The sequence below is a fragment of the Ruminococcus albus 7 = DSM 20455 genome, from assembly GCF_000179635.2.
In the GTDB taxonomy this organism is placed as follows: Bacteria; Bacillota; Clostridia; order Oscillospirales; family Ruminococcaceae; genus Hominimerdicola; species Hominimerdicola alba.
The window spans coordinates 2,501,528-2,522,956 of record NC_014833.1 but is presented as its reverse complement, the minus strand read 5'-3'; the positions used below and the strand labels follow the sequence as shown (position 1 = coordinate 2,522,956).

General features: G+C 45.4%; 17 protein-coding genes. 13 read left to right on the top strand and 4 right to left on the bottom strand.

Annotated elements, in window-relative coordinates; translation table 11 throughout:
- Window positions 1–66: 66 nt before the first annotated feature.
- The 8 genes from RUMAL_RS11390 (at window position 67) to RUMAL_RS20795 (ending at window position 9,268) form a co-directional block, all read left to right on the top strand.
- Complete coding sequence (locus RUMAL_RS11390) at window positions 67–1,713, top strand: FAD-dependent oxidoreductase (RefSeq protein ID WP_013498893.1); 1,647 nt, start codon at window positions 67–69, stop codon at window positions 1,711–1,713.
- A gap of 166 nt (window positions 1,714–1,879) precedes the next feature.
- The gene (locus RUMAL_RS11385; RefSeq protein WP_013498892.1) at window positions 1,880–2,542 is read left to right on the top strand and encodes a response regulator transcription factor; all 663 of its coding nucleotides are present in this window, start codon (window positions 1,880–1,882) and stop codon (window positions 2,540–2,542) included.
- The gene (locus RUMAL_RS11380; RefSeq protein WP_013498891.1) at window positions 2,539–3,531 is read left to right on the top strand and encodes a sensor histidine kinase; all 993 of its coding nucleotides are present in this window, start codon (window positions 2,539–2,541) and stop codon (window positions 3,529–3,531) included. The genes RUMAL_RS11385 and RUMAL_RS11380 overlap by 4 nt, the downstream gene beginning before the upstream one ends.
- A gap of 196 nt (window positions 3,532–3,727) precedes the next feature.
- Window positions 3,728–3,943, top strand: coding sequence for a hypothetical protein (locus RUMAL_RS11375; RefSeq protein WP_013498890.1), 216 nt, complete (start codon window positions 3,728–3,730; stop codon window positions 3,941–3,943).
- Between the two features lie 101 nt (window positions 3,944–4,044).
- Window positions 4,045–4,239, top strand: a complete 195-nt coding sequence (locus RUMAL_RS11370; RefSeq protein ID WP_013498889.1) for a hypothetical protein — start codon at window positions 4,045–4,047, stop codon at window positions 4,237–4,239.
- Window positions 4,240–4,381: 142 nt separating this feature from the next.
- Window positions 4,382–5,149 (top strand): ABC transporter ATP-binding protein, encoded by a 768-nt coding sequence (locus tag RUMAL_RS11365; protein WP_013498888.1) that lies wholly within the window; start codon window positions 4,382–4,384, stop codon window positions 5,147–5,149.
- Window positions 5,139–7,154 carry an ABC transporter permease gene (locus RUMAL_RS11360; protein WP_013498887.1) on the top strand — a complete coding sequence of 672 codons (2,016 nt, stop codon included), beginning with the start codon at window positions 5,139–5,141 and terminating at the stop codon, window positions 7,152–7,154. The genes RUMAL_RS11365 and RUMAL_RS11360 overlap by 11 nt, the downstream gene beginning before the upstream one ends.
- A gap of 182 nt (window positions 7,155–7,336) precedes the next feature.
- Window positions 7,337–9,268 carry a GGDEF domain-containing protein gene (locus tag RUMAL_RS20795; RefSeq protein ID WP_013498886.1) on the top strand — a complete coding sequence of 644 codons (1,932 nt, stop codon included), beginning with the start codon at window positions 7,337–7,339 and terminating at the stop codon, window positions 9,266–9,268.
- Window positions 9,269–9,319: 51 nt separating this feature from the next.
- Here RUMAL_RS20795 and RUMAL_RS11350 read toward each other — a convergent pair whose 3' ends face one another.
- From RUMAL_RS11350 to RUMAL_RS11335, 4 genes are all read right to left on the bottom strand, one after another.
- Window positions 9,320–10,123 carry a hypothetical protein gene (locus tag RUMAL_RS11350; RefSeq protein WP_013498885.1) on the bottom strand — a complete coding sequence of 268 codons (804 nt, stop codon included), beginning with the start codon at window positions 10,121–10,123 and terminating at the stop codon, window positions 9,320–9,322.
- A 15-nt stretch (window positions 10,124–10,138) separates the two neighbouring features.
- Window positions 10,139–12,490, bottom strand: coding sequence for a diguanylate cyclase (locus RUMAL_RS11345; RefSeq protein ID WP_013498884.1), 2,352 nt, complete (start codon window positions 12,488–12,490; stop codon window positions 10,139–10,141).
- A gap of 92 nt (window positions 12,491–12,582) precedes the next feature.
- Complete coding sequence (locus tag RUMAL_RS11340) at window positions 12,583–15,213, bottom strand: EAL domain-containing protein (protein ID WP_013498883.1); 2,631 nt, start codon at window positions 15,211–15,213, stop codon at window positions 12,583–12,585.
- A 209-nt stretch (window positions 15,214–15,422) separates the two neighbouring features.
- A complete protein-coding gene (locus tag RUMAL_RS11335) occupies window positions 15,423–17,420 on the bottom strand; it encodes a hypothetical protein (RefSeq protein ID WP_013498882.1) in 1,998 nt (665 codons plus the stop codon).
- Window positions 17,421–17,779: 359 nt separating this feature from the next.
- Here RUMAL_RS11335 and RUMAL_RS11330 point away from each other — a divergent pair, with 359 nt between their 5' ends.
- From RUMAL_RS11330 to RUMAL_RS22155, 5 genes are all read left to right on the top strand, one after another.
- Entirely contained in the window at window positions 17,780–18,493 is a 714-nt protein-coding gene (locus tag RUMAL_RS11330; protein ID WP_013498881.1) for a hypothetical protein, read from the top strand.
- A gap of 31 nt (window positions 18,494–18,524) precedes the next feature.
- A complete protein-coding gene (locus tag RUMAL_RS11325) occupies window positions 18,525–19,064 on the top strand; it encodes a hypothetical protein (RefSeq protein WP_013498880.1) in 540 nt (179 codons plus the stop codon).
- Window positions 19,065–19,087: 23 nt separating this feature from the next.
- Window positions 19,088–19,561: a peptidylprolyl isomerase gene (locus RUMAL_RS11320; RefSeq protein ID WP_013498879.1), complete on the top strand. Its 474-nt coding sequence runs from the start codon at window positions 19,088–19,090 to the stop codon at window positions 19,559–19,561.
- Between the two features lie 89 nt (window positions 19,562–19,650).
- Window positions 19,651–21,015, top strand: coding sequence for a hypothetical protein (locus RUMAL_RS11315; RefSeq protein WP_013498878.1), 1,365 nt, complete (start codon window positions 19,651–19,653; stop codon window positions 21,013–21,015).
- A gap of 174 nt (window positions 21,016–21,189) precedes the next feature.
- Window positions 21,190–21,363: a hypothetical protein gene (locus tag RUMAL_RS22155; RefSeq protein ID WP_169736136.1), complete on the top strand. Its 174-nt coding sequence runs from the start codon at window positions 21,190–21,192 to the stop codon at window positions 21,361–21,363.
- Window positions 21,364–21,429 lie beyond the last annotated feature (66 nt).

Here is a 21,429-nt window from a genome sequence, read left to right as displayed (position 1 = left end):
AACCATAAAAGCTGCCGTCCTACGCTGATGAGGACGGCAGTATGTGCTTAAAAAGGAGGAAGAATAATGGCACAGGAAAATATCAATATCACTGAACAGGAACTGGATGCTTCTGTTTGTGAACTGCAGGATATCATACCTGATGATGTAAACGATTACGATATCGTCGTTGTAGGTGCAGGCGCAGCAGGGGTCCCTGCCGCTTGTAAAGCAGCGGAGCTTGGCGCTAAAGTCGCACTGCTGCAAAAAGAATCAGGAGCTGTATCTCAGGGCAACTGCGGATCGGCTATAATAAAATCGCGTTCAACCGAGGCAGGTATCGCCAAGTGGATACACCATACCAACAGCCTTTGCAGCTGGCGTGCAGATACTAAACTTCTCCGTGCCTATGCCGAACACTCCGAGGAAGCTATGATGTGGTTCCTCAACAGGGCAGGACTTACAAGGGAAACCGAGTACGGTGACGGAAGCAAAGTGGACGATAATAAGCGTTCGGCAGAATTACTCAACGACGGCAACGGACTTTGTGCATTTATCAGCACCAGCGGCGATTTCACAGGTCACTGGCAGGACAGGGAGAATTCCTATGAATACGGCGATGACCACTGCTACTTCTGGGCACCCTGGGTGGGTCCCAAGCCAAAGAACGTGGGTCATGCACTGAGGAATATCATAGACAACGTTCAGAAGGCAGGTGCACCCCTGGAGGTGTTCTATAATACCCCGGCTGTTCAGCTGGTGCGTGAGAATGGCAGGGTATGTGCTGTCATCGCAAAGAACAAAGAAGGCAGGTATATCCGCTACAATGCGAAGAAAGCAGTCATACTGGCAACAGGTGACTATACCAACAACCCTGCTATGGTTAAAAGATGGTGTCCCGATATAGCCGACTTCGATAAAAAACAGTTCGGCAAAACAGGTGACGGTCATATCCTTGCAATATCCGCAGGTGCAGTTATGGAACCTCTCGGTCATACAAAGATGATGCACGATTTCGATTCCGCACTCATGTTTGAAGAACCTTTCCTCTACCTGAATATGGAGGGCGAACGCTTCACCAATGAGTATACGGGATTTGTATACATGGGTAATATCCTGAGAACCCAGCCTGCATACAAAGGCTCGATGCTGGATGCCGAACACAGGGAAACAGGCTCAAAGGGCTGGTACTGCACTGTCTATGACAGCACCTATATGGACTGGTCTGACGATGAGTTCGTAAGCGGTAAAGTTCCGCCTGCTGTTATGGAGAAGTTCATACCGGGTGCGGTGGAAAATCCTCAGGGCGTATTCAAGAACCTTATAGACCTCCACAGATGCGCTACACTGGAAGAACTTGCCAAGGAACTTGATATACCCTATGACAAGCTGAAGGCTTCCGTTGACCGCTATAACGAGCTTTGCGATAAGGGCGTGGATACGGACTTCGGCAAGCCTGCAAAGTATATGCACAAGATAGAGAAAGCACCATTCTGGGGAGCGAGAAAGCATATACGTGTATCTGCCGAGGTATCGGGAGTCATCACCGACGAGAATGCAAGAGCCCTGGATGCTGACGGCAGACCCATAGAGGGACTTTACTGCGTGGGCAATCTGGGAGGACAGTTCTACGGCGGTGCGGATTATCCCTTCCACCAGACGGGACTTTCACTGGGCAAGTGCTATACCTTTGGCATAATAGCGGCTAAGCACAGTGTTACCGGCATGGTGTAGGTACTTAACATTTTACGAGCGTGAGCGATCATATGCCCACGCTCGTTTTTGTATGCGGATAAATGCCGTTGCATCATGAAGGCTGAAAGTGCTTCGGGGTTGACGTATCTGCATAAATAGTTTATAATTATATTGTATAAATTTATGATACAGGAGTTTTACATATATGAAAAGAATACTCGTTATCGAGGACGATAATGCCCTCCGCGATGAAGTTGCTACTCTGCTGCGCAATTCAGGCTATGAAGCTTCCGCTGTCACAGATTTCAGCAATACCCTTGAACAGATGAAAGCATCCGATGCAGACCTTATCCTGCTGGATATAAACCTGCCTTTCGTGGGCGGTGAAGCCCTGCTGCAGGAGTACCGCAAGTTCACCGATACCCCTGTGATAATGCTCACCAGCCGCAGCACCGAGATAGATGAGGTGCTCTCCATGAGCTTCGGGGCTGATGACTACGTGACCAAGCCCTATAATCCCACTATTCTTCTGCTGAGGATATCCGCGGTGCTCAAACGATTTAACAGGACAAGCACCTTACAGATGTTCCACGATGCTGAGGTGAGTACTGTCAAGGGCAGCATCTCCAGGAACGGCAGGGAACAGGTGCTCACCAAAAATGAGATGATAATATTCCAGCTGCTGTTTGACAGACAGGGAGAGATAGTCACCCGCGATGACCTTATGACTGCCCTGTGGGATAATGATGAGTTCGTTAACGATAACGCACTGTCGGTAAATATCAGCCGTCTGCGCGGCAAGCTTGCTGACCTTGGCTTTGAGGATGCTATCGAAACACGCAAGAAACAGGGGTACGTGCTGAAATGAGTTTTGCAGACTATATTAAGGACAGGGCAGCAGCCTATTGGATATTTGCTGCCGCACTTGTTATCGCTTTTATTTTCATGAACGCTTTCCATATGGAAGCGGAGCAGATGATCATGCTTGATGCAATATTTCTTATTGGGGGCATAATTTCCGAGGTATTGACTTTTGTAAGAAAAAAGCTGTACTACGATAAAATGGTGAACTGCCTTGATGAACTGGATAAAAAATATCTGCTGGCGGAAGTGCTGGAAGATCCCGATTTCTTCGAGGGCAGGCTTTTGCATGATGTGTTAAGGCGAACGGATAAATCCATGTGCGAACGCATCGCGGAATACCGCCGTGAGAATGCTGAGTTCCGTGAGTATATAGAACTATGGGTGCATGAGATAAAGCTGCCTGTGGCATCACTGCAGCTTATGTGTCACAACGACGGCAGTACAAGGTATGCCGAACAGCTCAAACGCATAGATGACTATATCGAGAACGTGCTGTTCTATGCCAGGAGCCGCAACGCAGAAAAGGACTATATAATAAAGAATGCATCCCTGAAACGTATCTTCGGTGAAACAGCCATGAAGAACCGCACCGAGATACAGGAGCGCAATATATCCCTTTCTGCTCGGGGGCTTGATGTTGAGGTAATGACGGATGCAAAGTGGCTGGCTTTCATACTGGGTCAGCTTATGAACAACAGCATAAAGTATGAAGCCGATGAGATAAGGGTATACGCTGAGGATCTCGATGACAGGACAGTACTGCATCTGTGGGATAACGGCATAGGCATACCCGAAAGCGATCTGCCGAATATTTTTGAAAAATCCTTTACCGGCGAAAACGGCAGGACGCACACAAAGTCTACCGGAATGGGACTATATATAGTAAAAATGCTCTGCACGAAGCTTGGACATACCGTTAAGGCTGATTCGGTGCAGGGGGAGTATACAGAGATCACCATAGTATTCGGTAAGGACAGACTGCATAATATGTAATAACTATCACACCCCGTACCCCGACTGCATTTTTCTGCAGAAGGGATAGGGGTGATATCATGTTACCGCGAATATTACAAAACTGTAATGTTAAGTAATGTAGAAATTGCGACAGACAGCTTTTCTTCTGTTATAATATAGACACAGCAAGGGGAAAGACCCCTGAAAGATGTGAACGGAAGAAAGGATGATAACTATGGAGAACACAAGAAAAATAATGGTAATAAGCGCACTGGCAACTATAATATTTTTCGTGATCGCAGTGATAAACTACTCGCATACAGAGGTCTTTGATCCTGCAATGGCGACAATGATCGTCTTAGGTACCTTCATCTACGGATGTTCTTCCATGAAATACAAAGAGGAGATAGAGGAAGAAGAAGCAACATTACAAAATTGTAATGTAAAGTAATATAGAAAAAACGACAGACAGCAAGATACGTGATATAATAAAGATACACCAAGGGGAAAGAACCCCTGACGAAAAAAGCTGAAGCGGAAAGGCAGATAGTTATGAAAAAGACAAGAATATCAGTTATCATTTGTGCAGTAACAGTTATAGCAGTCCTTATGGGAATGGTAATAAATACTATACAGACGGGTGCGATCGAATCACAGGGCATGACTACCCTTGCAGTATGCACAGTAATGTATGTTTTGGCAAAGAAAAAGTACACAGATCTTTTAAAGCAGGAGCAGACATTATAATAAGGCATAAAGAAAGAGCGACAGCAAAACGGATATAAAGATCAATAAAGAAGGGGAGAGCCCCCCGCAAATATAGAACAAAAGAGAGAAGACAACTGTAAAGATCAGTTATATAAAAGCAATAGCAAAGGAGAAAAAGAGAATGGAAAAATTACTGGAGATCAGAAACATCGAGAAGTACTACGGCAGCCGATCCAGCCTTACTAAGGCGATAGATGATATATCCTTCGGGGTGGATAAAGGCGAGTTCGTTGCAATAATGGGTGCATCGGGCAGCGGAAAGACAACGCTGTTAAACTGCATTTCCACCATCGACCGTGTTACCGCAGGTCATATCTATCTTGATGACAGCGATATCACCGAGATAAAGGGCAAGGCGCTCAATAAGTTCAGGCGCGAGAAACTGGGTTTCATCTTTCAGGACTTCAACCTGCTGGATACACTGACAGCTTACGAAAATATCGCACTTGCACTGTCAATACAGAAAAAGCCTGCAGGTGAGATCGAGAAAGCCGTAAATGCCGTAGCTGAACAGCTGGGCATAACAGACGTTCTCAAAAAGTACCCATACCAGATGTCGGGCGGACAGAAACAGCGTGTGGCTTCGGCACGTGCAATAGTCACATCACCTAAGCTGGTGCTTGCTGACGAACCTACAGGTGCACTGGATTCAAAGAGTGCAAGGATGCTGCTTGAACGCTTCCGCTACCTGAATACAGAATGCGGCGCTACCATTATGATGGTCACACACGACAGCTTCACTGCAAGTTATGCGAGCCGTGTGATATTCATAAAGGACGGAAAGATATTCAATGAGATAAACCGCGGTCAGGATACCCGCAAGCAGTTCTTTGATAAGATAATAGATGTAGTGACACTGCTGGGAGGTGACATTAGCGATGCTCTTTAAGCTTTCTGTAAGCAACATCCGCAGAAGTCTGCGGGACTATGCGATATATTTTTTCACGCTGATGATAGGCGTATCGGTATTCTATGTATTCAATGCGATCGGCGGACAGGCAGCCATGATGAAGCTGGACGAAAGCAGCTATGAGATAATTGATATGCTTTCCACCGTTCTCTCGGGCATAAGCATTTTCGTGGCAGGTGTGCTGGGTCTGCTGATAGTGTATGCCAGCCGTTTCTTAATGAAGCGCAGGCATAAGGAGTTCGCTCTGTATATGACCCTCGGCATGGGCAAGGGCAGCATATCAAGGCTGCTGCTTGTAGAGACAGGTATCATCGGTCTGGGTTCACTGGCAGCGGGTCTGCTGGTGGGCATAGGACTTTCTCAGCTGATGAGCGCTTTGGTTGCAAACCTTTTTGAAGCTGATATGACCGCATACAAGTTCACGGTATCGGCCGAGGCGATAACAAAGACGATCCTCTACTTTGGTGTGATGTACTTTGTTGTTATGGTATTCAACAGCATAGTCATCACAAAGATGAAGCTCATCGATCTTATGCAGTCGGGCAAACGCTCCGAGCAGATAAAGCTGAAAAATCCCATTGTATGCGTGGTTATATTCATCATATCCGCCATAGCTCTGGGTGCAGCTTATTACACAGTAACTGCAGGCTATCAGGATCTCAGCAGAGCAAAAATCATCGGAAGCATCATAACAGGTGCTGTTTCAACTTTCTTTATATTCTGGTCGGTATCGGGTATGCTGCTGCGTACAGTGATGTCCATGAAGGGTATGTACTTCCGCAGCCTTAACAGTTTCACCTTCCGTCAGATCAGCAGCAAGGTTAACACTATGGTAATGTCCATGACGATGATATGCCTTATGCTTTTCGTAACTATCTGTATGCTTGCGGCAGCCTTTTGCATACGCAATTCGCTGAACAAAAATATCAAGGAACTCTGCCCTGCGGATTACGACCTTCAGTTCTATTTAAACGGTCATTATCCGGAACATGACGTTATGAAGATCGTTGAGGAGGAGGGTATTGATATTACTGAAGATTTCAGTGAATACGCTCACTTTTACACCTATATGGATGAAAGTCTGACATTTGAAAAAATGCTGGGTGAAGATGCTGAGGAGATCAAGAAAAATAATAGTATGATAATGTTCGATCAACCCGAGAAAATAGTAAAAGTCAGTGATTACAACGCTCTCATGAGACTTTACGGCAGAGATGAACTTGAACTTGAAAAAGACAGCTTTATAGTTACCTGCAATTTCAAGTCTACTAAAGAACTGCGTGACCGCACCCTTGACAAGGGTGATGAGATAAGTGTATTCGGAAGAACACTGAGATCGCAGTACGATGATACAGTTGATGGATTCATCACTTTAGACGTTGCAAGGACAAACACGGGTATTGTAATAGTACCCGACGATGTTATAACGGGATCGAGTCCGCTGGAAATGGAATACTTTATAGGCAACTATCTTTCCGATGACAAAGACACAGCTGAAAAGACCGTAAATAACAAAATCAACGAACTGATGAAAAACCAAAATTTCGGCGCCTGCATGTTCACATCGCGCCAGGAAGTTAACAGAAATTCGGCAGGCTTAGGTGCTATAGCTACATTCGTAGGACTTTATGTAGGACTTGTATTCCTGATAGCAAGCGGAGCGATACTTGCGCTGAAAGAGCTTTCTGAGAGTGCTGACAGTGTAGGCAGATATGAGATGCTCAGAAAGATAGGCGCAGACGAAAAGGATCTCAACAGATCACTGTTCAGACAGACAGGCATATTCTTCCTTATACCCCTGATACTTGCAGTGCTGCACTCGGTATTCGGCATGAACTTTGCAGTAAAGACTCTGGAGGTATTCGGCACTGAGGATATGGGACGTTCCATAACTGTGACCTCACTTATACTTGCAGCGATATACGGCGGATACTTCCTCGTGACTTATTTCAGCAGCAAAAATATTATAAAAGATCGTAAATGATCTGACGATAATGATAAAAAGGGCGTGAGCGCGTATGCTACACGCCCTTTTTGCTGTATCTGTGGTAGTAATACAAAAATTCTAAATAATTATCATAAAAAATGGTTAAAAGTGGTTGATTTTTTATTGAAAGTGTGTTATAATCAATTAATAAAATATGTCAGTGTCTGGAGGTGTGCACTGTGAATGAACGTAAAACTATCTGCCTGCTGACTTGTATGCTCGAAACTGCTCATCCGAAAAGAGTAAGTATCGGTGCAGCGGCTCAGTGTGAAAAATATGGCTATGATCTTGTGGTCGTCTCATCAATGGTGGCGTTTGATTTCTATCTGAAAGAATATCTCGACGGTGAGAATAACATTTATAATCTTCCAAATTACAGTAAGTTCGACGGCATCATTGTTGATGTCATAGGTATGACTTATAATAATAATACGGATATTATCAATAAGATCTATAATGATTTAATCAAAAAAACATCGGTACCCTGTATCAGCATAGGAAAGCCTTTTAAAGATCTTATAGTGTCCGAGAATTCCAATGACCAGCTTATGCGTGAACTTTGCCGTCATGCTATCGAAGTTCACGGCTGCAAGGATATTTGTCTGCTAACAGGTTTCAAGGACAATTATGAGGCTGAAGACCGTCTTGCCTCAATGCTGGACGAGATACACAAGCATGGTCTTGAGGTGTCTGAGGATCATATAATCTATGGTGATTTCTGGTACAACAGCGGTGTACAGCTTGCACAGGATATAGTATCCGGAAAGGTATCAAAACCGGATGCTCTCATAGCCTCCAGCGACCACATGGCTCTTGGTTTTATAGAAGAATACACACATCTTGGCGGACATATTCCCGAGGATATGATAGTCCTCGGATTTGAGGCTACAATTGATGCTTTTCTTTCAGATATAACACTCACCTCCATAGAGTCAAACTATGCCAAATGTGCAGCAGATGCAGTGGATATCTTACGCCGCCGTATCGAACCCGGAGCAGAGATCAGTCCATACGAGGTCGATGTAGCTTCGGCACTGCATACAGGTATGAGCTGTGGATGTACTTTTGATGCAAGGAATACTCTTGATGCAGTAAGAACATCTATCTATTTTTTGATGAGGAACTATACTAAGAATGTATATGAGGATAATATCGACATAGGACTGCTTATGGAGAACCATATACCCGAACAGCTTACAGCTTCACGTGATCCTGAGGAATGCATACAGAATATCTATAATTCGGCTTATATTGTATCTCCGATGAGAAATTTCTTTCTTTGTCTGAGACAGGACTGGCTCGATGATTCACGGGATATAAAAGAGGGTTATCCCGAAAAGATGGATCTTGTTATGTTCAGATCCAAGGATAGACTTGACGATCTGCAGGAGCTAAAAAAGAGGATAACTTTCGATACCTCGGAGATGCTGCCGCAGCAGTTTATAAAAAATGAGCCACCTTCCATATACTATTTTTCTGCTGTGCATTTTGCGAATAATACACTTGGATATGGTGTATTGCAGCGTAAGTTGAGCGATGCCCCAAAATACAATATGGTATACCGCAACTGGCTGAGATTTGTCAACAACGCCCTTGAAATGGTACGTACCAGGAACCGATTCCTTGAGCTTTCCATAAATGACAAGATGACCGGACTGCTTAACAGGCGCGGTATGTTCCAGAAGATAGAAAAGCTGTTTAAGAGGGCAAAACCGCATGATCGTTTGTTTGCAGCCGTTGTAGATATGGACGGTCTGAAATACATAAATGATACATTTGGTCATTCAGAGGGTGACCACGGTATAATCCGAGTTGCAGATGCCGTAAGGTCGATTGCAAACGACGGAGATATCTGCTGTCGTGCAGGCGGCGATGAATTCTACATCCTTGGTCTGAGAGAGAAGGATAAATTTGACAATGATAAGTATGTCAATGATTTCTGTGACAATCTCAGCAAGCTGACAGCAGGGGATGATAAGCCTTACACAGTTACCGCCAGCATTGGCTGTGCACTAAGTGACGAGGATGATACCGATGTTGAAAAACTGCTGACTATCGCGGATGAGAATATGTACCGCTACAAGGTCAGCCGAAGACGCCACAGAATATGATGCACATAACAAAGCACCCTGTTCACACGTTGAACGGGGTGCTTTTATACTTTATCTCTCGGGATCTGATCCATCCTCTATGGGCGGTACATCACCCTCATTGGGGGTACCGTCAGCGTTGATGCTGCCCATATCCTCATCCATACCGAATATGCGCCAGTATCCGCCTGATCTTCCAACGTAGATATACAGCCTTGATGTATGGCTGCCTTTAGCACCGCGGAATTCCACGGTGGTCACTACCTCGCAGACCTCACTGAGTTTTGGTGCAGAACCATGCTGATCCTTGTAGGCAGACATATCGTAGTCCTCAGCCGAAAGCTCGGTCGTATTGCCGAACTTTACTATTATACTGTATCCCTCGCCGTAGGTATCGGTAAATTCCTGATACAGGGCTTTCATGTACTCTTCCTTGCCAAGACCCGAAGCCTGTCTGTCATCTTCGTATTCACGCTTGATCTCTTTCGGGAAGCACTTTACGAACTTGTCAAAATCTCCTTGGGATATGGAAGAAAAATACTGTTCGATAACTTCCTCACGGGTATTTGAGAATAAAGCACCGCTTTTGTAAAGCGCGTACCCTATCACTATTGCAGCGGCGATGATGACTACCAGCAGAAAATGCATCTTCGCTTTCGGGTCGTTCCTTTTTTCGGTATGTTCCTGCTTTTCCTCCTTAGCCCACTTTGCATACAGCTTTTTGTCCTCCTCGGTCTGCATACGCAAAGGCTTGTTCCTTGCGGCTTTTCTGTACTTCTTTACCGATTCCGATACTCCTGTCGGCTTACCGTAGCCGCAATTGTCGCAATATTCTCCGCTGTAATAATTTCCGCATGACTTACAGATCTTTCCCATTGTCTAACCTCGATATCATTCCTTGATTTGCTTTGCTCTCTCCGATTTCAATACAGAGAGCTTGTTTTTCTTCTGCGAATACAGCAGTGCATCCGCATGGCTCAGCAGTTCGCCTATCTCGGCATTTGCTGAGCATTTGAAAGGGAATACGCCAACGCTGGCGTGAACATAGAATTCCTTGTCCTTTCCCTCATTATCATTAAAGTGTGCAGAGTTCTCATCTATACGTTTTCTTATGGCAGAGGCTGTCAAGTTGTCGTCTGAAAGTACACATACTACAAATTCATCTCCGCCTATCCTGCCTATAACCTCTCCGCCCCTGAAAGCTCTTGACAGAATCCCTGCGATGCCTCGTATCGCGAAGTCACCTTCCTCATGGCCGAAACGGTCGTTTATGGTCTTCAGGCTGTCAAGGTCGGCAAATATCATCATGGCGCTGCGTCCGTCATTCTCATCTGCTCGTATCAGCTTTCTTGCAGCCTCGAAGAAACCGCGTCTGTTGAGTGTGCCTGTAAGTGAGTCCTGCTTTGAAAGTTCATCCAGCAGCTGATTGTTCTCGCGTATCTCGATAAGGCTCTGGTTCAGCTGCTTTTCGATTATCTTCTGGTTTTTCATGACAATCAGCATTTTAAGCGCCGCACAAAGCTGTACTGTTATCGACGGCAGAAAGCTGAAATATTCATGCTCCATTTCACATATCAGCATACCGAAATGTTCTTCATTGGTAAACAGCGGCAGGCATATCATGGTGCAGCGTCTGTCATGTACAAAGAACTTGTTTGTCAGCAGTTCATTTGGTGCTATGCTCTGTTCTTCGGGGGAGGGGAGCATGGTCTTGCCCATGTTGTGCCATGCCTTCAGCTTTATGCCCTCGGGCAGCTTCCAGTTCTGATCCTTGCGGTGCTCAACTATCTTATCGTATACATATAGATAGCTTGAAGTCACATGGAGCTTTCTCAGCTTATCCACCACCGAGCGGTACGCTTCATCGTCATAAGCATCAAATACCAGCATATCACGGGTTATTGAATTGGTCAGCCAGGTCATATAGATATTGTCCCTGATCTTAGCTTCGCTGACCCTTACATCCCTTTCGGATATAAGCTTGTATATCCTGACTATGATACTGTTGAGTCTCAGCTGTTCGTTTTTGGTGCTGAGGTCGCAGGCAAGTGAAACGTGCAGATACTCCACTACCGAGTAAAGCGTTTCCAGATCGGTGAATTCAAAGAACTCATCGGTTATCATAGCCTCCAGCCTGTCGAATATTTCGTAAGGGTCATAGTCACTGTCTGTCTTTATCTTTTCGCCGCACAAACAGAGATCCCTTACTATCAGAGCGAATTCTTCGCGGTACGCCTTTGATTTGTCGCTGAGCCTGTACCTGTTGAATACCGTCTTGCATATATCTTCTGCATGGGCTGAGATCTTCTTCGCATCGTTCTGAAGTCCGTTCAGCTCGGCAGAAATAGCATCGGTACAGCCGCAGGAATTTCTTATTATCATCTTGGATGAAAGTATCTCCTGCTGGATAGTACCGTCGTTTATATAGTTTACAGCTTCTATCAGCGCATTGAAACCAAGCTCGGTCGAATCCATCGCCACGGTAGTCAGGTGCGGTGAAAGATCTGTAGCCGCAGGGTCATCGTCAAAGCCCGTTACAAGTATATCCCTGCCGGGTCTTATGCCCCTTTTCTCCATAGCTTCGTAGCCGCCTATTGCCATGTGATCGTTTGAGAATACTATGGCTTCAAGGTCGGGGCATCTGTCAAGGAGTTCCCCTACCTCATCGGTCACGTACTTGGAAAAGTTTCCGTATGCAACTCTGTTTTCGTCGTACTCAATGTTGTATTCAGCCAGTACGCTCTTGTATACCTCGAACCTTTCCACAGCATCATCGCTGGTCATGGGCCCGCTGACAAAGCCTATCCTGAAACAGCTGTGGCATTCTATCAGATGCTTTATCACCTGTTTCAGCCCTGTGCGGTTATCTACCGTGATACACGGATAACCCTCGATCTGAGAGGTCAGTGTGATTATGGGTATACCCTTGAACCCTCTCAGGAATTCATCCCTGCGCTTTTTGTCCAGGTGACTTCCAATGGTGCCTATAAGTACCAGCAGCGCATCGAACCTTTCCTCGTTAGCCAGCTCGAATACCGTGTTGTACTGGTACTCGTATGCAGTTCTGATCCTGTCGGCATACTGTGCATCTATATATCGCCCGGGAAGTATGAAAAGATCAACGTCATACTGCTTTGCAGCGATCATGGCACCCTCGCATACCGCACTGTCAAAATCGTCTTCGGGATTGCTGATGAGCAGACCCACCCTGAGCCTGCGTCTTCCTCCTGTAGCCCCATCCATTAATATATACACTCCGTTCCCAATAATTCGCAGTCCGTTATACACTACTTTATTCCACAGACTGCCTTCGCATTCCTACACTTATTTTCCTTTTACTTATTGATATTTACATTCCTCGTACAATCCTCTATATCAAGGATCCCGTCCCTGCATCCGATATCAAAGCTGTCAGCAGAAAGAAATCCTATATTTATCTCCGCCTTTCTTATGGTTACAGAACCCGAACCCTCGCTGTCACCTATGCCCGATACACGGCTGCCCTCGCAGTTCAGGTTTATGGAAGACCTTTGTATACTGCAATCGCATTCGCTTTTATGCGAACCTATATTTACTATCTCTCTGCCCTTGATATTTGAGAACAGTTCGCAGTCACTTATGTCGATATGAGCCTTGCCGCCGTCCTTAGAGCCTACAGCGCACATTGAATTTCCGCTTGCAGCTATCACAAGCTTAACGTTCTTTATCATAACAGAGGTATCGCCCTGCAAAGCACCTACACCTGTGAAATTTGCAGTAGCTGCCCCGATTGATATGAAACATTCCCGTATGGTTATGTTGCTGCTTTCAAGTGAACTTCCTATGCCTATACTGTTAGCACCCGAACAGCTTATCTCAACGGCACCTGCCTTTATGGATATACCATCGGGACTGCTGCATTTTCCGCCGCCTATACCCACGCAGTTGTCACCGCAGGCGGTTATGGTCAGCTCGTCCGATAGCAGGGAAGTTATCTTGCCGTAGGTAAGGTCATATTCATTTCCTATGCCGAAGCAGCTGATGCTTTCGGGTATGATAGTCAGTCTGCCGGTACCCTCCAGTGTCAGCTCGGCTTTTTCGGGCACAAGTATACCGCCCTTGGTCAGCCTGTTTGTACCGCTTACTTTAAGCGTAACTTTGCTGCCGCTGCCGAGAGTTACTGCGGCACGTCCGCCGGCAGCTTCAATTGAAACATCACGAAGGTGCACGCTGCAAACTGCACCCTCTTTTATCATTAATGGCATTACAGCCGCAGGCATATCCGCTGCACCGATGATCTCAACATCTCTGCCGCTTATGTATATGCCCGTATACTTATCTCTTATCAGATCAGCGAGCCTGATGACCTCAGGTTCATCCTGAGCCGCATGGTATATCTTGTCTGCGCTGCCCTGAACTTCAAGGTGATACCTGATTATCTCGCTGCGTATCCGTTCACTTATCTCATTTATGAAGAATGGTTTGGGACGTGATATGTAAAAGCCCTGAAAAAGGTCAGCGTGTATAGCCGAAAGCGTGCGCATTTCAGCAGAAGTTTCAACGCCCTCCGCCAGTACGAGAAAGCCGTTTGAATGCATCATATCTATCAGCTGGGAAACTATGTTCTTCAGCTTCGGGTTGGTATCGATCCCCGAGATCAGCGAATGATCAAGCTTTATATACTGCGGAGCATAGCGTATCAGCCGCGAGGTATTTGAATACCCTGTGCCGTAGTCATCTATAGCCATTTCCACTTTATGCTGTTTGAGCCTGTTCATAAGGTATTCAAGCTTATCATCAGATGTATCTGTCTGCTCTGTAAGCTCGATGACTACCTTTTCCATAAGTTCACCGTATACCGTCATAAGCGCAGACCAGTCCTCATCCGTCAGATAGCTGGAGGGGATGGCGTTTATAAAAAGCTTCCTTTTCTTAAAGAAGTTCTGGTTTCTGCTCAGCTGATAAAGCACATTGAACATAGTTGCGTGCTCTATATCGTACAGTCTGTCATACTTCGCTGCCATGTCGATTATCTGCAAAGGGCTGAGCCCGAATTTCCTGTCGGTACGCATAAGTGCTTCGTATGCGATGATGCTGCCGTCCTTTGCACTTACAATGGGCTGAAAGTGGTACATGAAAGAATTTTCATCCAGTACACGGAAGAAATACTGCACCCTGCGGTAATCATTTTTCTGCAGTTCGTATACAGCACTTGAAAAGCTGCTTATGGTGCCGGTACCTTCGCTGACAGCTTCGTACAGTGCAAATGAGGCATAGTGGAATTCCTTTACAGCAGCTGTTTTTCTGCTGCTGAATGTAACATAGCCTCCGGTAAAGGTCATGGAATGTCCCTTGCTTATGACAACTCCGAATTCGTCAGTTACCGCAGTATTCTTTACTACTTTCTGTAGATCCTCAGCGAATTCCTGCGGGGCGGTTATGCCGCTTTTGACAAATACCCAGAATTTCAGTCCTGAATGATAGGCAAGCACAGTACCCTCGGGTGATGTCATACCTATCTTTTCCAGTGCGCTCCTTATGAATGATCTTTCATCGCGCCCTGATTCTATATGTTCGAGCTGTATCAGCATAAGGAAAGCATCACTGCCTGCCTCGGACATTTTTTCTGCCAGCTGGTTCTGGTTGAGCAGTGGATATATCTCGCCCATATCAATAGGGACAGTGGTATCGCGCTTTATCACAAAGCCTGCCATACAGCATTCTTCTTCGTCCACATCCACAGTGATGACCTTTGCGGGACTTGATGATGCTTCTGCTTCAAGGGCGCAAAGGAGCACGTTCCTTAGTCCCTCACAGGTCAGATCTTCTCTGTCCATACCCAGCAGACCAAGGGCATTGTCATCAATATAATATTCACGGCTGTTGTTCCACAGCACAAAAGCTCCCACACTGTCTGTACAGTGCATAAGCTCGCTCCACAGACTGCCCAGCATACGGTGCAGCTGTACGCTTCTTTTCTCATTCATCAGTATAACCCTCTTAGCAGGCAAAAAAGCCCTTTTGATTTAGACTTATTCATTATAAATTATAACAGATAATCATATGAAAGTCAACTATATTATCTTTTTATACTATATTAATATATGATAATATATATATAATATCTGCTTTATGTAATAACCTGTGGGCATAAAAAACGGAGAGGCATAAAACCTCTCCGTAAAGATGTTATAAATCAGAGATAGAATATCATCAGGAATACCAGCAGTCCCACAAGTGCTATGAAACCAAATACCTTTATCATAGTAGCAGAAAGTGCCTTTTCACTCTTCTTGTACTTGATGTATTCCTTGATAGGATCTTCGTGATACTCTCTCTTCAGTGAGTTGCCGACTGTAGGATTGAGCATATCACCGATGTTGATGTTCTTGTATTTCTCCTTGATAGCCTCTGCAGCATGAGCTTCGTCATACTTGTGATAGCCGTAAGCGGAATCGAGATTGGAATTGTCCTTCTTCTTCAGGTCGATATCCTCCATGGTGATATCGGGACCCTTCTTCTCGGTCGTGCCGCCGCCGTTCAGGTATACGTGTTCGGTATCAACTTCCTTCATCATTTTGCTGGAACGGTTGGAACGCAGCAGTTTGATAAGGGTGTCGGTATACAGCTCATCTTCGATCTCCTGCTCGGTCAGCAGCTGATCTGTAGTTTCATCGGTACGTGAATCAACTTCGTTTATGAGGTAGGTGAGAGAACGGTTGCTTATCTCGCGTTCTTCAACGACATCTTCCTCTTCTTCAACACGTCTTGCGCCCTCGGGTGCAGTGAACTGCATTTCGATCCTTTCATCAGCGAAGTCATCGCCGGTGCCGTCAAGACCTGTAAGGTTCACGCTCTTGCGCTTGGTGCCGGTAGCTATGCTGCCTTCGTCGTACACTCTTGCAGAGGAGCTGCCCACATTAGCAAAGGGATCCACTGCCTCCAGAGTCCTTTCACCGACATTTGCAGAGGGCAGGTCATCGCCCTCGGGACGATAGGATACAGGTCCCATATTTTCTCTGGGCTTCTTGTATTCATCGGGAGTAGCGTTTACAGTGAAGCTGCTTGCAAGATCCTTGTCTGAGGGTATCTCAAAAGGATTGGAAGCCTTGGGCTCTTCCTTCTTTATAACAGGCTTACGTCTTGTTGCGAGACCGTCTATAGCTTCAACGTGCTTAACAGGTATCTCTTCCTCGACAAGTGAAGTCTTGCCGGAAGAACTGCTGCTGCCTGATGTGCCGGCAGGCTGTGAAGCTGCTGCCTGAGCAGCGATCGCGTCATCAACAAGGCTGACCTTGTGCTCTTCCTGAGGCTTCTGCTGCTGAACAGGTGCGGGCGCAGGTGCAGGCTTAGCTGTCTGTACGACTGGTCTTGCTACAGGCTTGGGCGCTTCCTCGCTGATGATAGCATCAGCCGATATAGCGGAAGGAGCTGCTGCGAAGGAGTGTACCTCCTCCTGCTTGGGAGCTGCGGATACGCCTGAGATATCTCTTGCAGCTATCCTCAGCTTTGAACCTGTGCCGTTTGCCTGGCTTATGTTAGGTATGGTGTATACCTTATCTACATCTATCTTGGCAGCCTTGAGTATCTGTACAGCTGATGTACATCTCATGGAACCTCTTACCATTTCCTTAAGAGGAAGAAGTATGATGTCCTTGAATGTTTCGTGCAGCTCGGAAAGCATCTGATCTGCACCTGATGACATTACCGACTGAGGGAAACGGTTATCAAAAAGACGCTTCCATTCGTTCTGCTTGGAGTCGATGAGCTTGTCTATGTACTTTGCAAGAAGTACCCACAGCTGGGGATGCTCAAATCCTCTGTCATTGGTTATGAGCCACATATAGCATCTGATGAACGCATCATAGCAGGTAACGTCCTTCAGGTTCAGCAGCACATCGTCCTCGTTCAGCGACTGTGAGAATACTCCGTCTGAAAATGCGAAGCAGCGATAGCCGTTGCTGGCAAGCTTGGCGTATGCAGTTCTCAGCGTGATGTCATCCCTCTTGAAAGGCGGCAGGGCTGTCGGAAAATCATAGTCAGTAGTATAACTCTCCGAATCTGCCATGGACAGCAGCTTCTTGTAGGTCGCGGTCAGTTCTTCGTCCTCCGCAGTAACAGGCAGACCTAATATCCTGAAAGGATTGCAGGCGAAAAGCTCGTTAGCGGTTACTCCAAGTTTCTGGTTTGCCAAAGTGATTCCCCCTTAAAGGTAAAAGTGTAAATGTAAAAATTATCATAAAAAAGTTTTAAACGGTTAAAAGATTATACATTCTCTCCACAATATGCATTCCCATTAATATGTCAAACCAATTATAACAAATATCATACAACAATATATCACTATTTATCAAACGTTTCGTGAACCAAATATGAACATACGTAATATTGCCTAAATTAATCTCTGAAATTTATCTCAATTAGCATATAAAAAATATTTGCATTTTTGTGCAAAATATTGTATAATTAGAATGTATAGATATCAGTCCGCGTAAACAGGCTTTTTGGTGCGGGTGATCATATCTGACATTCTAACTATAGGGGGAATATGTAATGGCTCTATTTAATAAAAAGAAACCGGCTGCACCTGTGGCAGTACCTGCGGCTAAGCCCGTTGATCCTGATGATATCTGGAACACTCCTTCACCCAGACGCAAGCAGACAGTTACGCTGAAGGAATCCAAGTACGATACTGCTGTTCCCGAAACTCTTGAGGTCGAGAGCGTTGACCCCGAGATGATAAAGACTAAGATGGCTCAGCTTGAAGCGGAGCTTGAGGAGAAAAAGAATCAGCCTGTAAAGACCCATGCGGATTATGGTACCAGCACTGTCGGACGTGAGGAGATAGTTGATGCGCAGACAGAGTATGAGAAGCTTTACGAGGTCGAGCATGAGAAATATCTGAGATCACATCAGGAGGAGATCACCGAGGCTAAGGAGCAGGATGTTGCTGAAAAGATGCAGGCTATGTATGCCGAGCATGAAGCCAAGGTGGCTGAGGTGGAGAACACTAAGTTTGAATTCAGTGAGGTAGGTCAGGCAGAAGTGGATAAGAAGCTTGCCGATCTGCCCTATGCAAAGAAGCCTGAAGATTATGCTGAGTATAAGGATATAGCAGCCGTAGCGTCCGAGCCTGACGAGGCTGAGATAGAGAAACTGGGAGTGATCGATCACAGCGAGGATCCCGACAATATAGGTTTTGTTGATGAGGAATTCCTGGCGAAGAAGGTCGAGGAATTTGAGGCAAAGTACGGTGACCGCAGGTAGGTCACGGAGAATGGTTTAGGAGCGATAGGTTTTGAACATCAACACAGAAAATCCGATAATAAAGTATTCCGATGCAGGGAAGGTATTTCCGTATGACAAGCTTTTCTATGCAACGGTCAATGATTATATATTGGAGTATAAAAATGCACGTCTTGATAAGCTGACCGACCATGATGCATCAGTAGCGCTTGCAAGGATAATTAGGCGCATGGAGGTCAACGGTGTGCCTGTTCAGCAGTATTTCAAGGAGGAGCTTGATGACTGGAAGGATGCATCCAATTACACCAGGGTGCTGAGATTATGTGATCTTATGGCAAGAGATATTTTCTGCTGCTTCGATAAGAACAGGTATGACGAGAACGGCAATTTTGCTAAGGTGAACAGATTTTACTGTGTAAATACCGACGGTAAGCGTGATTTCTTCACACTGGACGAGGTAAGAAAATCCCTTTTCAAGAAGACAAGAACTCCCGAGAGCGAGTATTTTATGGATCTTCAGAGAAGGTATGACGCGGGTCTTCTGCCCAAGTCAAAGGAAGAAGAAAAGAAATTCTACGGCGATGCCGAATAATATAAGGAAAGAGGAAAGTGGAAATGGTAAGAATAGAAATGGAAAACGGTAAGGAGATACTTATCGAACTTTATCCCGAAACAGCACCTATCACGGTGGCGAATTTTGAAAAACTGGTAAAGCAGGGCTTTTATGACGGTCTGATATTCCACAGAGTCATCAAGGGCTTTATGATACAGGGCGGTGACCCCGAAGGTACCGGCATGGGCGGTTCTGATGAAAAGATCAAGGGTGAATTTGCAAGAAACGGTGTCAAGAACGATCTCAGACATACCAGAGGTGTTATATCTATGGCGAGATCCATGATGCCCAACTCCGCAAGCTCCCAGTTCTTTATTATGCATCAGGATGCACCTCATCTTGACGGTGACTATGCAGCATTCGGCAAGGTAGTAAAGGGTATCGAAGTAGTTGATGAGATCGCTGACGCAAAGGTAGATTTCAATGATAAGCCCCTGGAGCCACAGGTAATGAAGAAAGTCACCATCGTTGACTGATGGATAAAATTGTAAAAGCAGATGCCTCTGTATTATAAAATATAGAGGCTTTTGCGGTGTACAGACAAAATAGTTCGGGAGTGTTATAAATGAATTTAAAAAGGTTTGCTGCGGTCATTGCCGCAGCTCTGACAGTAGCGGCATCAGCACCTTCTGTATATGCGGAATACGGCTATGATTATAATTATGATTACAACAATTACGATTATAATGACTATAACTATAATTATGATTATAACAATGATTACAGCTACGATTACGGTTATGATAACGGCTATGATAACGGTTATGGTGAAGTTACCACAACTGCAGCCCCAACGCCTGAGTATGATCCTGCCCAGACAGCGGGTAATGAAGTCACAAGCATGGAGAACAAGCCTACAGCACCTGTTACGGATAAGCCCACATCGGCTCCGTCAAGGGTGTATCTGAAGCCCGGTGAGATGAAGGACGGCAAGGTTTCTGTAGAACTGAGGATAGAAGCTGATGCTTCGGTATCCGGCGCACTTATGTCCGTTGCCTTTGATACAGCGACCTTACAGCTGACAAGCACACAGATAAATCCCGAAGCAGGCGGAGTTGCTGCCGAGAACAGCTTCAACGGAAAGTACGTATTCAATTATACCAACGATGCAGGCAGCAAATACAAGGGCAATTACGTTACCCTGAATTTTGATGTGCTTGACAAGAATATGGTGTCTTCGACACTTTTCCTGACAGTTACCACGCTTGATAATAAAACAGGTGTGCCCATATCTTACTCTGTCGATAACGGTATAGTAACAAATCCTGATGTATCGGGCGAACAGGGTGATCAGGATACACCAAAATATAATAAGCTGGTAAGAGTTCAGAAGAGCAAAGTTCAGGCTGAACCTTCCGAAATGAACATAGAGAACTACAGAAACATCGTTGTTGCCGATGACAGTATTGTAAGCTTTGAGAACGGTATTTTCAAATTCCTGGCTGCCGGTGAAACATCCTTTGATGTAGTATTCAATGATGATACACTTGAGACCTATGATATCATCATCATCGATGATACTATCACTACCGACGGGCAGGACAGGACTGTAGCTGCAGCAGATAACAGTAATAATTCCGGGGCTCCCGATAAGACAGTTCGCAATCTTCTGATAGTTATCGCTGTTGCACTGACTATGGTAATTATCGCTGTGGAATACCTTATTATTATGAAGCCCACCAGCAAGCGCCGCAAAAAGCTTGCTGCTGCCGAAGCTTTCTTCGAGAGGGAGGACCAGCTGGCAGAAGTTGAGGCAGAAGTTGAGAATGATGAGGAGATGCGTGCAGATCTTCAGAAGGCGTTTGCCGCACGCGATGCCCGCCGCAAGGCTGCACACGGCGAAGAGCCTGAACAGGAGATCAACGGGGATCAGAATGAAGATACTGATGCTGAGATCTCTGAGGAGAATGATGATAACAGCGAGGAATAATATCTGAAACGTACAGCCGTCACATAAGGGCAGTGTCCATATAGAAGCTTATATTATTTATCGGGGGAAACTTTTCTGAAGAAAAGTTATCCCCCGAACCCCCTTCAAAAGACTTTTAACTCTTTTGGGCAGGGGGTAGTTTTTTATAAAGACAGAAAAAGACAGTGGGTAGCTATGTTTGCAAACATAGCTACCCACTGCCCAAAAGAAATAGAAGTTTTCGGAAAGGGGTCAGCATCAGCGAAGCTGACGCTTAGGAATAACCCTTTTTCAAAAGGGTTTTCCCCAATAGATAACATAAAACTTCCGTATGAGTACTGCCCTTACCTGACGGCTGTTTTTGTGTAAAAGAGGCTTTTACTCGTTGACAGCACAGGAAGAATGTGGTATTATAGTAAAAGCGCTCATGCGCAG